The following is a 14,255-nucleotide window of genomic DNA, read 5'->3' as shown; positions in this document are numbered from 1 at the left end:
GCAGCACGGTGCCCGCATGCCGCATTCGTCCATTCGACAGGTTCCGATGCTTTCGTTTTCCGCTTCCGCCACGCGACGCCTGACGGCGGCCCGCGCATTCGCCGTCATCGCGCTTTGCATGGTGCCCGTCTCGACCGCGCTGACCAACGTCTTCTGCGGGCTGTTCGCGGCCGCGCTCATGATCTCCCCCGAATTCTGGCGTGACCTGCGCTCGTTCGTCACCGAACCGGCATCGCTCGCGGCGCTCCTGATCCTCGCGGCGCTGACCGCGAGCGTCACGTATACGGTCGCGCCGCACCCGAAGGCGTGGAACTGGGTCGCCAAGTACGACAAGCTGCTGCTGCTGCCGTTTGCCCTGCTCGCGTTCCGCCATTCGAACTGGGCGCCGATCGTGCGGCGCTGCTGGTTCGGCACGCTGTGCGTGATCCTGCTGCTGTCGACGACCAACTACCTCGGGCTGACCGCGATCGGGCCCGCGTACCCGACCGAGCTGCCGCTGTCGCGCGCGTGGGTGTTCAAGAACCATATCGCGGCCGGCATGTTCGGCGCGCTGCTGTTCTACCAGGCAGCCGACCTCGCGCTGTCGGCGCGCACCGCGCTGTCGCGCGCCGCGTATGCCGCTGTCGCCGCGTGGTCGCTGATCAACGTGTTCGTGATGCTGCAGGGTCGGACCGGGCAGGTCATCGCGCTGCTGCTGATCCTCGTCGTCGCGGTGCGTTTCGTGCTGCTGCTGCGCCGCCAGTCGGCCCTGCGCGCGGGCCTCGCCGCCGGCGCGCTGGTGCTGACCGGCGCCGCGCTCGTCGTGGCCGCGTGCACGGTGCACAACGGCCGGCTCGTGAAGGTCGTGTCGGAAGTGCAGCAGTACCGGCAGACCGATGCGATCACATCGACCGGGCTGCGTCTCGAGTGGTACAAGAAGGGGCTCGAGCTATATCGCCAGCGCCCCGTGCTCGGCTACGGCTCGGGCGGCCTCGAGTTCGAATTCCAGAAGCTCACGGCCGGCAAGACGGCCGCCGAAGGCCAGCTCACGTCGAATCCGCATAACGAATACCTGCTGATGGCCGTGCAGCTCGGCACGCTCGGCTTCGTGCTGTTCGTGAACCTGATCGTGCAGATCGCGCGCGGCAGCCGCGACCTCGATCCGCGCTCGCGGAATCTGCTGCTCGCGTGGCTCGCGATCTTCGCGATCGGCAGTCTCGCGAATTCGCTGCTGCTCGATTTCGCCGAAGGGCACCTGCTGGTGCTGCTCGCGGGCATCCTGCTCGGCTGCAGCGAGCGCGGCGAAGCGCTGCCGCGCGAGACGTCGGCGATCCGGCGCAGCGCGTAACACGCCACGGACAGACCGGCGGACGGCGCGCGGTACGCGCGGCCGCCTGCCGCCGGATCGCCCCCGGCGGCGGCGCACACGCGCTGCGGCCGGACTCCGACTCCGACGAGCGGCCGCGCGCGTGCGCCGCGTCGCGGCGCAACCGCCATCTTTTCAGTTCAGATCAGGAACCCGCGCGTTGCGCGCGTCAGTCCGGTCGCGTGCGATGCAGCCGCGACGTGTCGATGATCGCGTCCGCCGCCCCCGGCGGATTCAGCCCGAGCATTTCAGCCGCCGCCGCTTTCACACGCTGCGCGCCGAGATTGACGAGGCAGTCGCTATGGCTGTCGACATGGCGCTCGCAGCCCTCGTGCCGGCACGGCACGCAATCGCCCTCTCCCTGCAGCAGCCACACATTGCCGTGCCGCGCGGAGCCGCGCAGCGCCCACGGGTTTTCGGTCGCGGGCCAGTGCTGCGGCCACGGCCCCCAGCGCACCGGATCGGACGGACCGAACAGCGCGATCGTGTCGGTGCCCGTCGCGGCCGCGACATGCGTCGCGCCCGTGTCGGGCCCGATGAACAGCCGCGCGCGCCGCACGAGCTCCGCGCTTTCGCCGAACGTGAGGCGGCCGACCAGGTTCAGCACGTCGCCGCCGGCCCCGGCCGCGACCTGCTCCGCGTACTCGCGCTCGCGATCGGCGGGACCGCCCGACAGCGCGATCGCGAACCCCTGCGCGCGCAGCCATTCGATCATCTCGACCCAGCCGTCGAGCCGCCATTGCTTGTAGCGGAACATCGGATACGGATGCAGCACCACAAGCGGCTTGCCGTCGCGGATCGCCGGCGACTCCGCGAGCCACGCGTCGAAGCGCGCGCGCCGCGCGGGATCGTCGCCGATGCCGGGCGCGACGACCTCGGACACCGGCTCGATGCCGATCACCGGCGCGAGCGCCAGCGTGCTGACGACCGTATGCGCGGACTCGTGGTGATTGATCGCGATCCCGTTCAGCATCATCCGCGTGAGCCACGTGACGCGATTCGGATCGACGAGGCCGACCCGCTTGCGGCCGGCGAACCAGCTGTAGAAGCGCGGCCGGTCGGAACTCAGTGCCGCGCACGCGAGATCGTAGCGGCGCCACATCGACAGCGCGTCGCGCAGCCGCTCGCGGAACCCCGCGCGCTGCGCGACGACGATCACCTGCCGCACGTCGGGGTTGTGCTCGAGCACGCCCTCGGTGCCGCGAAACACCAGCATGTCGATCTGCGCGTCGGGCCAGCGTGCCTTCAGCGAGCGCACGAGCGGCGTCGTCAGCAGCACGTCGCCGATACGGCGCGGCGCGGCGACGAGGATGGTTCTGGGCGGGCGGGCGGAAGAAAACAGGGCCACGGCAATCGGTCCGTCTAGGTGGCTGAACAAGGCTCGCAATGTACAGGATTTTGCCGCAGCCGGCGTGGCGTCCGGCCGCAGGCACGGGCGGCACACGTCGCGGCGGCGGCCGGTAGCCGGCGTCGCGGGTCCCGCAACGCGGCAACGATGCGATACCACGCAACGCGCACGGCGGAGCGTGCGGCCGCCGCTCGCGCGTGCCCGTCCTGTCGCCCTGCCGGCGCGGCCGGCATTCCGGCGGCTACGAAACGACCGAGCCGATCCCGCATGCAGCGGCCGGCACGACCGGGAGCGGCATCGCACCCTCAATCGTCTGGTCCCGCTGCCGGGCCTCCGCCAGCAGATGCAGCACCGCACGCTCGAGCGCGTCGACGCCGATCGCGTCGACCATCGCGCCGGCGCGCAGGATCATGTGGGGCACGCCGAGCGGATGCCAGCGCAGGTATTTCTCGGGACGGTCCTCGAACAGCGCGGCGACCGGCACGCCGAGCGCCGATGCGAGGTGCACCGGTGCGCTGTCGGCCGACACGATCGCGTCGAGCAGGCTGGCGGCAGCCGTCAGGTCGGCGACCGACGACGGCGTCACGTGCCGTGCGTTCACGTCTCGCCACGCGTCGCCGTCGGCCTCGGCCGAGACCGCAGGATCGCGAAACACGATCACGTCCGCGAACGGTGCGAGCCGCCGGCCGAGGTCGCGCCATCGATCGGCGGGCCAGCGCCGCTCGGCCGCCTTGTTCGAGACGAACAGCCCGACCCGCGGCTTCGTGCGCGGGCCGAGCAGCCGATACCAGGCGTCCTGCAGCGAGCGGTCCGGATGGACGGACAGCACGAGACCGTCGAGCCCGGTGCAGCCGAGTTCGGGCACGAGCCGGAATCCCGACAACGCCTCGTGGCATAGCGGCCGCATTGCGACGTGCTCGGGCTTGCGATCGTCGAATTCGGAATCGGCATCGTGCCAGCGGCAATCCTTCACGCCGAGCTGCCGCGCGAACCGGATGCTGCTGCGATGCATGCCGCCGTTCGGCACGACCACGAGATCGAACCGCAGGCGGCGCAGCCGGCGCACGAGCCGCAGCCGGTCGAACAACGCGCGCAGCCGCCCGGGACGGTCGTTGCGCTCGCACTGACGGCTGTACACGTACTTATGGACCGTGTGCACGTCCGGGTTGCCGGCCAGCGCGGCCGCGTTGTAGCGGTTCGCGACGACGTGCAGTTCCGCGCCGGGCCAGCGCTGCTTCAGCGCACCGAGAAAAGCGGTCGTGCACAGCATGTCGCCCAGAAAATCAATCCGGATCACGAGGATCCGCCCCGTCGGTTTCCCGTTGGTCATTGTTAGCGTGTAGCCGTCGTTTTTTTTATCGTCACGTAGCGACCGACATGCTGGTGCCCTGCTGCCTGCCGGCCTCGTTACGCGGTTGCCCGCGGCCCGCGCCGCATCGCGTGCCGCGCGGAACCGTCACCGTTTTCACGCGCGCGGTGTCGGCACCGGCCGGCGGACGAACCGCGGCCGGCGCACACATGCACGTCGTGTGCGCCGGATTGTATAGCGCCCGGATGACAGACCCAAGCACCCGCAAATGAAAACGGCCCGCCGCACCGCACGATGGCGATGCGACGGGCCGCGTGGTGCGACAGCCGTCCGGCGGGGACGCAATCAGTATGTGATTTCGACGATGCTGCCGCCGAACGTCGCACGCAGCTCCGCGAGCAGCGTGTCGCTCGGCTTCACGCGCCACGCGTCGCCGAGACGCATTTCGCCCTGCGCGCGGGCGTTGCTGTAGTGGACCTGGACCGCGAGCCCGTTCGGCAGCGGCGCCTGCGGGCGACGACCGCCGTCGCGCCCGCCGCCACGCGGTGCGGGTGCCTCGACCGCTTGCGCGGCCGCCGGATCGTCCTTCGACACGTGCGGCTCGAGCACGCGGCGCAGCACCGCCGCATCGGCATTGCCGTTCATCGTCAGCCGCACCGCCTGCGCGTAGCGGCTGCGCGCGCGTTCGAGATCCATCACCGTGTCGGCCGTGAAACGGATGCCGCCGGTGAACGCATCGTTGCGCGCCTGCCCCTGCACGATCAGCAGTTCGTCTTCCTTGAACAGCGCCTTGTTCGCTTCGAACTGCTCGTTGAAGATCGTGATCTCGCACTGGCCCGAACCGTCGTCGAGCAACGCGATCAACATCTTGCCGCGCTGGGTCATCTGCGTGCGCAGCGACGCGATGATCCCCGCGACGAGCTTGTCGCGCCCTTCCTTCAGGTCGCCGACCTTCTGCCTCACGAACCGGCGCACTTCGTCGCGATACGCGTCGAACAGGTGACCGGACAGGTAGAAGCCGAGCGCGCCCTTCTCTTCCTGCAGGCGACGCTTGTCGTCCCAGGCAGGTTCGTCGACGAGCGCATGCGCGTGCGGCGACTCGGCGCCCATGTCGAACAGACCGGCCTGCATCGCGTTCGCCGCGGCCTGATCGGCCGCTTCCATCGCGAGCGGCACCGACGCAATCAGCTGCGCGCGGTTCGCATTCAGCGAATCGAACGCGCCGGCGCGGATCAGCGCCTCGACCGTGCGACGGTTGACGACGCGCCGGTCGATCCGCTCGCAGAAGTCGAACAGGTCGGTGAAGCGCTTTTCCTCGCGCGCACGCAGGATTTCCTCGATCGCGTTCTGGCCGCTGCCCTTCACCGCGCCGAGGCCGTAGCGGATCGTGCGCGAGCGCTTGCCGTCGGCTTCGGCGACCGGCTCGAAGCGGTAATGCGACGCGTTGATGTCCGGCGGCAGCACGGCGAGGTTGTTCACGATGCAGTCGTCGAACAGGATCTTCACCTTGTCGGTGTCGTCCATCGCGAGCGTCATGTTGGCCGCCATGAATTCGGCCGGATGGTGCGCCTTCAGCCACGCGGTGAAATACGCGAGCAGTGCGTAGGCCGCCGCGTGCGACTTGTTGAAGCCGTAGCCCGCGAACTTCTCCATCAAGTCGAAGATTTCGTCGGACTTCTCGCGCGTGAGGCCGTTCTTCGCCGCACCTTCGGCGAAGATCTCGCGGTGCTGGACCATTTCCTCGGGCTTTTTCTTGCCCATCGCGCGACGCAGCAAGTCGGCGCCGCCGAGCGAGTAGCCGCCGATGATCTGCGCCATCTGCATCACCTGCTCCTGATAGACCATGATGCCGTAGGTCTCTTTCAGGACGGGTTCGACGCGCGGATCCGGATATTCGACCTTCTCGCGCCCGTGCTTGCGCGCGCAGAAGCTCGGGATCAGGTCCATCGGGCCCGGACGGTACAACGACACGAGCGCGATGATGTCCTCGAAGCGGTCGGGCTGCGCGTCCTTCAGCATGCCCTGCATCCCGCGGCTTTCCAGCTGGAACACGGCGACCGTGTTGGCCTTCTTCAGGATCTGGAACGACGCCGGATCGTCGAGCGGCACCTGCGCGAGCGACCAGTCGGCCTTCGACGGATCGAGGCGGCGAATGTAGCGCTCGGCCCAGTCGAGGATCGTCAGCGTCGTGAGACCCAGAAAGTCGAACTTCACCAGGCCGACGGCTTCGACGTCGTCCTTGTCGTACTGGCTGACGACACCGCCGTCGTCGCCCTGCGTGTACAGCGGGCAGAAATCAGTCAGCTTGCCGGGCGCGATCAGCACGCCGCCCGCGTGCATCCCGACGTTACGCGTGAGGCCCTCGACGCGCTGCGCGAGGTCGAGCAGCTGGTGCACTTCGTCCTCGTGGTCGTAGCGCTCCTGCAGCTGCGGCTCTTCCTTCATCGCGTCGGCGATTGTCACGTGCTTGCCCGGCTTGAACGGGATCAGCTTCGCAACGCCGTCGGTGAACATGTAGCCGAGATCGAGCACGCGGCCGATATCGCGCACGGCCGCCTTCGCGGCCATCGTGCCGAACGTGGCGATCTGCGACACGGCGTCTGCGCCGTATTTCTCCTTCACGTACTGGATCACGCGATCGCGGCCGTGCTGGCAGAAGTCGATGTCGAAGTCGGGCATCGACACGCGTTCCGGATTCAGGAATCGCTCGAACAGCAGGTTGTAGCGCAGCGGGTCCAGATCGGTAATGCCGAGCGCGTACGCGACCAGCGAACCGGCGCCCGAGCCGCGGCCCGGGCCGACCGGCACGCCGTTGTTCTTCGCCCAGTTGATGAAGTCGGCAACGATCAGGAAGTAGCCCGGGAAGCCCATCTTCGTGATGGTCCCGCACTCGAATTCGAGCCGCTTGTAGTACGTGTCGCGCTGCGCGTCGCGCTCCGCGGCGTCCGGAAACAGCTGTGCGAGGCGCTTCTCGAGCCCCTCCTTCGACAGCTGCACCAGGTAGTCGTCGAGCGACATGCCGTCGGGTGTCGGGAACAGCGGCAGCTTCGGCTTGCCGAGCTCGAGCTTCAGGTTGCAGCGTTTCGCGATCTCGACCGTATTCGCGACCGCGGACGGCAGATCGGCGAACAGCGCGACCATGTCGTCCTGGGTGCGGAAGTACTGGTCGGTCGTGAAACGCTTCTGGCGCCGCGGGTTCGCGAGCATGTCGCCTTCCGAGATGCACACGCGCGCTTCGTGCGCGGTGAAATCGTCGTCGGTCATGAACTGCGTCGGGTGCGTCGCGACGACCGGCAGCTGCAGCGCCGCGGCGAGCGTCGCGGCCTGCTGGATGTACGCCTCGGCGCCCGGCTGGCCGTAACGCTGCATCTCGATGTAGAAGCCGCCCGGGAACACCTTCGCCCAGCGCTCGGCATGACGGCGCGCGGCCTCCTCGTTGCCGGCCGCGAATGCGAGCCCGATATCGCCCTGCTGCGCGCCCGACAGCGCGAGCAGCCCCTGCGAGAGTTCACCGTCGAGCCAGCTTGCGTCGAGCTCCGCGCGGCCGCGATACTGGTTCGTGAGCCACGCCTTCGACAGCAGCTCGCACAGGTTCAGGTAGCCGACCTTGTCCTTGACGAGCAACAGCAGGCGCGACGGTTTGTCGCGATCGTCCGGATTGGTGATCCAGACGTCGCAGCCGGCGATCGGCTTGATGCCCTTGCCGCGGGCTTCCTGGTAGAAACGGACGAGGCCGAATGCGTTGCCGAGATCGGTGAGGGCGAGCGCGCCCTGACCGTCCGCGGCCGCCGCCTTGACGATGTCGTCGAGGCGCACGATGCCGTCGGCAATCGAGAATTCGGAGTGAACGCGAAGATGGACGAAGCGGGGATCTGACATGGGCGTTATTGTAGCCGCGTCGTCGCGCAGCCTGCCCAAAAAATCCCCCCGCCTGGCCGTCCGGCCGATGCGCGCGACCTCGGCCAAACGGCCGGGTGCCGGCAGACGTGCAGTTTGCGGGATAATACGGGTTTTCGAATCTTCGCCCCGGCTTCGCACCCTTTTTTGCGGGGCCGCCGTGCGCCCGCCGCACGGCCGCGGCCGTTTTCCCGTCGGACCATCATGACCATCGTCAACCTCGCCGCCTACCACTTCGTGTCGCTCGACGCGACCGAGCAATGGCGCCCGCTCGTCACCGCCCGCTGCAACGAACTCGGCCTGCGCGGCACGATCCTGCTCGCGCCGGAAGGCATCAACCTGTTCATCGCCGGCCCGCGCGAAGCGACCGACGCGTTCATCGACTACCTGCGCCACGATCCGCTGTTCGAAGGCAAGTTCGCGACGCTGCAGTTCAAGGAGAGCCTGTCCGACTCGCAGCCGTTCCGCCGGATGCTCGTGCGTCTGAAGCGCGAGATCATCACGATGAAGAAGCCCGCGATCAAGCCGGAACTCGGCCGCGCGCCGTTCGTCGACGCGCCCACGCTCAAGGCATGGCTCGACCGCGGCCACGACGACACCGGCCGGCCGGTCGTGATGCTCGACACACGCAACGCGTTCGAGGTCGACGTCGGCACGTTCGACAACGCGCTCGACTACCGGATCGACAAGTTCAGCGAGTTCCCGGAAGTGATCGACGCGAACCGCGCCGACCTCGAAGGCAAGACGGTCGTGTCGTTCTGCACCGGCGGGATCCGCTGCGAGAAGGCTGCGATCCACATGAAGGAAATCGGCATCGAGAACGTGTACCAGCTCGAAGGCGGGATCCTGAAGTATTTTGAGGAAGTCGGCGGCGCGCACTATCACGGCGACTGCTTCGTGTTCGACTACCGCACCGCGCTGAACCCGCAACTGCAGCCGACCGAGAACGTCACGTGCTTCGCGTGCCGCGCGGTCGTCACGCCGGAAGCCCAGCAATCACCGAGCTACGTGCCCGGCAAGTCCTGCCCGGCCTGCGCGCAGGCAGCCAGCGCCGCGTAAGCGCGCGCCTGTTCGCGCCCCGATGAACGGCTACCGCGGCCGCTTCGCGCCGTCGCCCACCGGCCCGCTGCATTTCGGCTCGCTGGTCGGCGCGCTCGCGAGCTGGCTCGACGCGCGCGCACACGGCGGCGCGTGGCTCGTGCGCATCGAGGACCTCGACGGCCCGCGCACGGTGCCCGGCGCCGCCGACGACATCCTCGCGACGCTCGCGCATTTCGGCATGACGCCCGACGAACCGCCCGTCTGGCAAAGCACCCGCGATGCCGACTATGCGGCCGCGCTCGAGCGGCTCGTCGCCGCGGGGCTCGTCTATCCGTGCGGCTGCACGCGCAAGGAAATCGCCGATTCGCTGCGCGCCGCGCACGAGCGCCACACGACGCTCGCCTATCCGGGCACCTGCCGCACCGGCCTGCACGGCAAGCCCGCGCGCGCATGGCGGCTGCGCGTGCCCGACGGCGCCGACGCGATCGTCACGTTCGACGACCGCTGGCAGCACACGCAAGCGCAGAACCTCGCCACCGAAGTCGGCGATTTCGTGCTGAAGCGCGCGGACGGCCAATGGGCTTATCAGCTCGCGGTCGTGGTCGACGATGCCGACGCGGGCATCACGCACGTCGTGCGCGGCGCCGACCTGCTGGATTCGACCGCGCGCCAGATCTACCTGCAGCGCTGCCTCGGCGTACCGACCCCCGACTACCTGCACGTGCCCGTCGTCGTCGATGCGAACGGCGAAAAACTCAGCAAGCAGACGGGTGCGACCGCGCTCGAACGCGACGATCCGCTGCCGGCGCTGCGGGCCGCCGCCACGCATCTTGGTCTCGCGGCCGATGGTCACTTGCCGGGCGCTACGCTGGATGCGTTCTACGCGGCCGCGACCGATGCGTGGGCGCGTCGCTTCGGGCCGCACGCCGGTTGACTCGCTGGCGGCATACCGCCTTGCGCCAGCCGCTTCCCTGCTTCCGTCGGAGTTGAACCCGATCGCGTGAGAGCGTGACGGAAGCCGGAATGGAGCGCCCGTCGACGGCAGCACGGCAACGTCTGAAACCGCTCGGCGGCACGCGCCACATGCCAACCGCGGCAGGTCACCACGCCCCCGGACGGCCCGCCCCTTCAAATCGTCTCGCCCAATGAAAAACGGGCACATGCTCATCGCATGCACCCGTTGCTTCGGCAGCGCTCGCGCGCTGCGCCGATCGCCTGGCCCGTCCGCTTACGCCGACGGCTTGCGCGGCATCCCGAACCCGCCGAGCAGCGCGGCGACCTGACGCTTCGGCCCCTTCTTCTCGGGCTGCTGCGCGGACTGCGTCTCTTCCGGCTGCTTCGCCGGCGCCGACGGTTCGTACGGCTTCAGGAAGAAATCGTCGACCGGCGCCTCGTGGCGACGGTGATGGCCGCGCTCGGAACCGCCCGAACGACGCGCCGACGCACCGCGATGCTCGTCGCGCTCGCGCCGGCCACCACGTTCACCGCCACGCTCACCACCGCGGTCACCGCCGCGTTCACCACCGCGCTCGCCGCCGCGCTCTTCGTGACGATGGCGCGCCGGCTTGTCGAGCGCGAGCGTCTGCACGTCGAGCGGCCGCTTGATCAGCTTTTCGATATCGGCGAGCTGCTTGCGCTCGTTCGGGCTGCACAGCGACAGCGCATCGCCCGTCGCGCCCGCGCGGCCCGTGCGGCCGATCCGGTGCACGTAGTCTTCCGCGCTGAACGGCAGGTCGAAGTTGATCACGGCCGGCAGTTCGGCGATGTCGAGACCGCGCGCGGCCACGTCGGTCGCGACCAGCGCCTCGATCTCGCCGCGCTTGAATGCGTCGAGCGCCTGCATCCGCTCGATCTGCGTCTTGTCGCCGTGGATCGCAGACGCGACCACGCCATCGCGCTCGAGGTTGCGGGCCAGCCGGCTCGCACCGATCTTGCTGTTGCAGAACACGATCACCTGCTTGAGCCCGCGATCGCGCAGCAGCTGCACGACGGCAGCCTGCTTGTCGCCTTCGGCGACGTCGTAGACGATCTGCGTGACGTTCGCGTTGGTCGAGTTGCTGCGCGCGACCTCGATCGTCTGCGGATTGCGCAGATAGGTCGATGCGAGCTTCTTGATTTCGCCCGAGAACGTGGCCGAAAACAGCAGCGTCTGGCGCTCCTTCGGCAGCAGGTTCAGGATGCGCTGCAGATCGGGCAGGAAGCCCATGTCGAGCATCCGGTCGGCTTCGTCGAGCACCAGGATCTGGACCTGGCCGAGGTTGGCCGTCTTTTGCTGCACGTGGTCGAGCAGGCGGCCCGGCGTCGCGATCAGGATCTCGACGCCGCGGCGCAGCTCGGCCATCTGCGGGTTCATGTCGACGCCGCCGAACACGACCGCGCTGCGCAGCGGCGTGTGCTTCGCATACGCGTGCACGTTCGCGGCGACCTGGTCGGCGAGTTCGCGGGTCGGCGTGAGGATCAGCGCACGCACCGGGTGGCGCGCCGGGGACGCGCTCGTGTTGGCCTGCGGCAGCAGGCGCTGGATGATCGGTAGCGAGAAACTCGCGGTCTTGCCGGTGCCCGTTTGCGCGGCGCCCATGACGTCGCGGCCGGCGAGCACGACCGGAATGGCCTGCGCCTGGATCGGCGTCGGCGTCGTATAGCCCTGCTCCGCAATGGCTTTCAGGATATCGGCGGCAAGGCCGAATTGATCGAAGGTTGCGTCGACTGGCTTGGCGACAGAATCGGACATGGTGGCGTTTCGCTCAAAAGGCGCGGCGGGGACATCGTGCGTCAGGCCGGCCGGGCCTGCGCTCATCACAATTCGGAAGTAGACGGAGCCGCGGCGCGCCGCGCGGCGCCGCTCTGGCGCTTGGGACCGGTTCGATTCGAACATCGGGCGCCACAGGCCGTGCGGACTCCGTTCGGCGCGAATGCCGGCGGAAAGGGGCGTATTGTAGCACTGCGCGGCCATCTGTCCGTGACAACACCGCGAACGGCCGTGGTGGCGGCTCGCGGCGTGCGCCGGCAGGCCGGTTTCAGGCGCTGCGATGAGCGATCGGGCGATCCCGTTCGGTCGATGAGCAGCATTCGGGGTCGAATCACGATCAGATCCGCCGGAAGGCCGACCTGCAGCCGACGCGGCTGGCCGCCGTGGCCCCGCCGTTCGGCCCAAGGCCAAACCCGGCTAGCCGCGCCGATCCCGGCGATCGGCATCCGCAATCGATCGCGCGCGACGCTCAGCCCTTCTTTTTCTTCTCGACCTGCACGCAGTCGGCGAGCAGCGGCGGCGCCTTCTGGTCGGCGATCTCGTCGCGCAGCGTCCCTTCCTTGCCCTTCGTCCACCACGTATAGCGTCCGGCCTGGTAGCGCACGCCCGACGCCGACACGGTGTCGACGAACAGCAGCTGACGCCCGTTGACCGGCACCAGCGCGAAGCTCTGGCCGTTGCCTGCGAGCCAGTACGACACGCGCACCGGCTGCTTCTGGTTCGCACACTGATAGACGGCCTGCTGGCGCGAATCGGCGTCGATCTCCTCGACGGTCAGTTGCGCGGCATGCGCGACGGAAACGGCGGTGCCGGCCAGCACGAGCGCGGCGAAGGTTTGGCGAATCATGCAGGTCCTCTCACGAGACGGGTGGAAGCGCGCCCTCGCGGGGCGCGCGGTTATCGTTGGTGTTGGGTCGATGGTTGGTCGGTCAGGGATCGATGACGTCGGCGCACGCGTCGGTCGGCGCGGCCGCGACATGACCGACGACCGGCACGATCTTCAGCCCGGCCGACGCAATCCGGCACGGCGCGGCCGCGAGGCCGCAGCCTGCAAGACTCGCGACCAGCGCCAGCGCGGCGCCGAGCTTTCCGATACGTCCGAGACTTTCGAGACTTCCGCCTCGCAGCAAGGTCGATGCCATCGCACGCTCCTCGCCGCTCAGCGCGCCGACACGGGTCGCACGGCCGCCGCGGCGCGCTTGGCGCGTTCACGGGCTTCGTCGACGGTCGCGCCGGTCGCGAGCGCGACGCCCATGCGCCGCTTCGCAAAGCTTTCCGGTTTGCCGAACAGGCGCAGGTCGGTGCCCGGCACCGCCAGTGCCTCGCGCACGCCCTCGAACGCGATGCCGCGCTCGTCGAGCCCGCCATAGATCACCGCCGATGCAGCCGGCGAGCCGAGCGTCGGGTCGACCGGCAGCCCGAGAATCGCGCGCGCGTGCAGCTCGAACTCCGACTGGCGCTGCGACGCGAGCGTGACGAGGCCGGTGTCGTGCGGCCGCGGGCTCACCTCGGAGAACCAGACATCGTCGCCGCGCACGAACAGCTCGACGCCGAACATCCCGCGCCCGCCGAGCGCCTCGGTCACCTTGTGCGCGATCTCGCGCGACTTTTCCAGCGCGACCGCGCTCATCGGCTGCGGCTGCCACGATTCGACGTAGTCGCCCGCCACCTGCACGTGCCCCACCGGCTCGCAGAAGTAGGTGCGCGTCTCGAGCGTCGCGGGGTCGATCGCGCGCACGGTCAGCTGCGTGATCTCGTAGTCGAAATCGATGAAGCCCTCGACGATCACGCGGCCGTGGTTCACGCGGCCGCCCGCCATCGCGTAGTCCCATGCGGGCTTCACGTCAGCTTCGCTCCGCACGACCGACTGTCCCTTGCCGGACGACGACATCACGGGCTTCACGACGCACGGCATGCCGATCTTCGCGACGGCCGCGCTGAACGCATCGAACGAATCCGCGAACGCATACGGCGACGTCGCCAGCCCGAGCTCCTCGGCCGCGAGCCGGCGGATGCCTTCGCGGTTCATCGTGAGCTGCGTCGCGCGCGCGGTCGGGATCACCTCCGCGAGGCCGGCCGCCTCGATCGCCGCGAGCGCGTCGGTCGCGATCGCCTCGATTTCCGGCACGATCAGGTGCGGACGCTCGGCCTCGACGATCGCGCGCAGCGCGGCGGCGTCGGTCATGTCGATCACGTGCGCGCGATGCGCGACCTGGTGGCCTGGCGCGTCCGGATAGCGGTCGACCGCGACGACTTCGACGCCGAGCCGCTGCAACGCGATGATGACTTCCTTGCCGAGTTCGCCGGCGCCGAGCAGCATGACGCGCGTGGCCGAGGGTGAAAGCGGCGTACCGAGCCGCTGACCGATCTGCATGTGGATTTCCCGCTGGTTCTGTTGGAGGACGAAAACGGCTTCGATGTTAACACGCGCACCCGGGCCGGTTTGGCCGGTTTGGTCGTGCCGGTGCTCCGCCATGCGGGGCCCGCGGGCGCGCCGCGAACGTTTTCACGCGTGAAGTGTCGGCTCGCCTCGCGCGGGGCGGGTGCGTTACTCTTACGCCTTGAT

General features: G+C 68.9%; 10 protein-coding genes. 3 read left to right on the top strand and 7 right to left on the bottom strand.

Features of this window, described 5'->3' with window-relative positions:
- The first annotated feature begins 46 nt into the window (after positions 1-46).
- On the top strand, positions 47-1,327 hold the full coding sequence (locus GEM_RS05435) for an O-antigen ligase family protein (protein WP_014896442.1): 1,281 nt from the start codon (positions 47-49) through the stop codon (positions 1,325-1,327).
- Between the two features lie 187 nt (positions 1,328-1,514).
- On the opposite strand, the gene GEM_RS05430 is transcribed toward GEM_RS05435, so the two are convergent.
- The 3 genes from GEM_RS05430 to dnaE form a co-directional block, all read right to left on the bottom strand.
- Positions 1,515-2,693, bottom strand: coding sequence for a glycosyltransferase family 9 protein (locus tag GEM_RS05430; protein ID WP_014896441.1), 1,179 nt, complete (start codon positions 2,691-2,693; stop codon positions 1,515-1,517).
- Between the two features lie 241 nt (positions 2,694-2,934).
- On the bottom strand, positions 2,935-4,023 hold the full coding sequence (locus GEM_RS05425; RefSeq protein WP_014896440.1) for a glycosyltransferase family 9 protein: 1,089 nt from the start codon (positions 4,021-4,023) through the stop codon (positions 2,935-2,937).
- A 324-nt stretch (positions 4,024-4,347) separates the two neighbouring features.
- Positions 4,348-7,881, bottom strand: a complete 3,534-nt coding sequence (gene dnaE / locus GEM_RS05420) for a DNA polymerase III subunit alpha (protein WP_014896439.1) — start codon at positions 7,879-7,881, stop codon at positions 4,348-4,350.
- A gap of 222 nt (positions 7,882-8,103) precedes the next feature.
- Here dnaE and GEM_RS05415 point away from each other — a divergent pair, with 222 nt between their 5' ends.
- Both GEM_RS05415 and gluQRS read left to right on the top strand, forming a co-directional pair.
- Positions 8,104-8,958, top strand: coding sequence for a sulfurtransferase (locus GEM_RS05415; RefSeq protein WP_014896438.1), 855 nt, complete (start codon positions 8,104-8,106; stop codon positions 8,956-8,958).
- A 22-nt stretch (positions 8,959-8,980) separates the two neighbouring features.
- Positions 8,981-9,874 carry a tRNA glutamyl-Q(34) synthetase GluQRS gene (gene gluQRS / locus GEM_RS05410; protein ID WP_014896437.1) on the top strand — a complete coding sequence of 298 codons (894 nt, stop codon included), beginning with the start codon at positions 8,981-8,983 and terminating at the stop codon, positions 9,872-9,874.
- Between the two features lie 294 nt (positions 9,875-10,168).
- Here the strand turns inward: gluQRS and GEM_RS05405 are convergent, their stop codons facing one another.
- From GEM_RS05405 to purT, 4 genes are all read right to left on the bottom strand, one after another.
- On the bottom strand, positions 10,169-11,737 hold the full coding sequence (locus GEM_RS05405; RefSeq protein ID WP_041490616.1) for a DEAD/DEAH box helicase: 1,569 nt from the start codon (positions 11,735-11,737) through the stop codon (positions 10,169-10,171).
- Between the two features lie 421 nt (positions 11,738-12,158).
- Positions 12,159-12,536 carry an MliC family protein gene (locus tag GEM_RS05400; protein ID WP_014896435.1) on the bottom strand — a complete coding sequence of 126 codons (378 nt, stop codon included), beginning with the start codon at positions 12,534-12,536 and terminating at the stop codon, positions 12,159-12,161.
- Positions 12,537-12,618: 82 nt separating this feature from the next.
- The gene (locus tag GEM_RS05395) at positions 12,619-12,831 is read right to left on the bottom strand and encodes a DUF6726 family protein (protein ID WP_014896434.1); all 213 of its coding nucleotides are present in this window, start codon (positions 12,829-12,831) and stop codon (positions 12,619-12,621) included.
- A gap of 17 nt (positions 12,832-12,848) precedes the next feature.
- A complete protein-coding gene (gene purT, locus GEM_RS05390; protein ID WP_041490614.1) occupies positions 12,849-14,063 on the bottom strand; it encodes a formate-dependent phosphoribosylglycinamide formyltransferase in 1,215 nt (404 codons plus the stop codon).
- Positions 14,064-14,255: the final 192 nt, after the last annotated feature.

It is taken from the genome of Burkholderia cepacia GG4 (genome assembly GCF_000292915.1).
GTDB lineage: Bacteria > Pseudomonadota > Gammaproteobacteria > Burkholderiales > Burkholderiaceae > Burkholderia > Burkholderia cepacia_D.
Note: the sequence above shows the minus strand (reverse complement) of the source record. Positions and strands in the feature narration are given on the sequence as shown.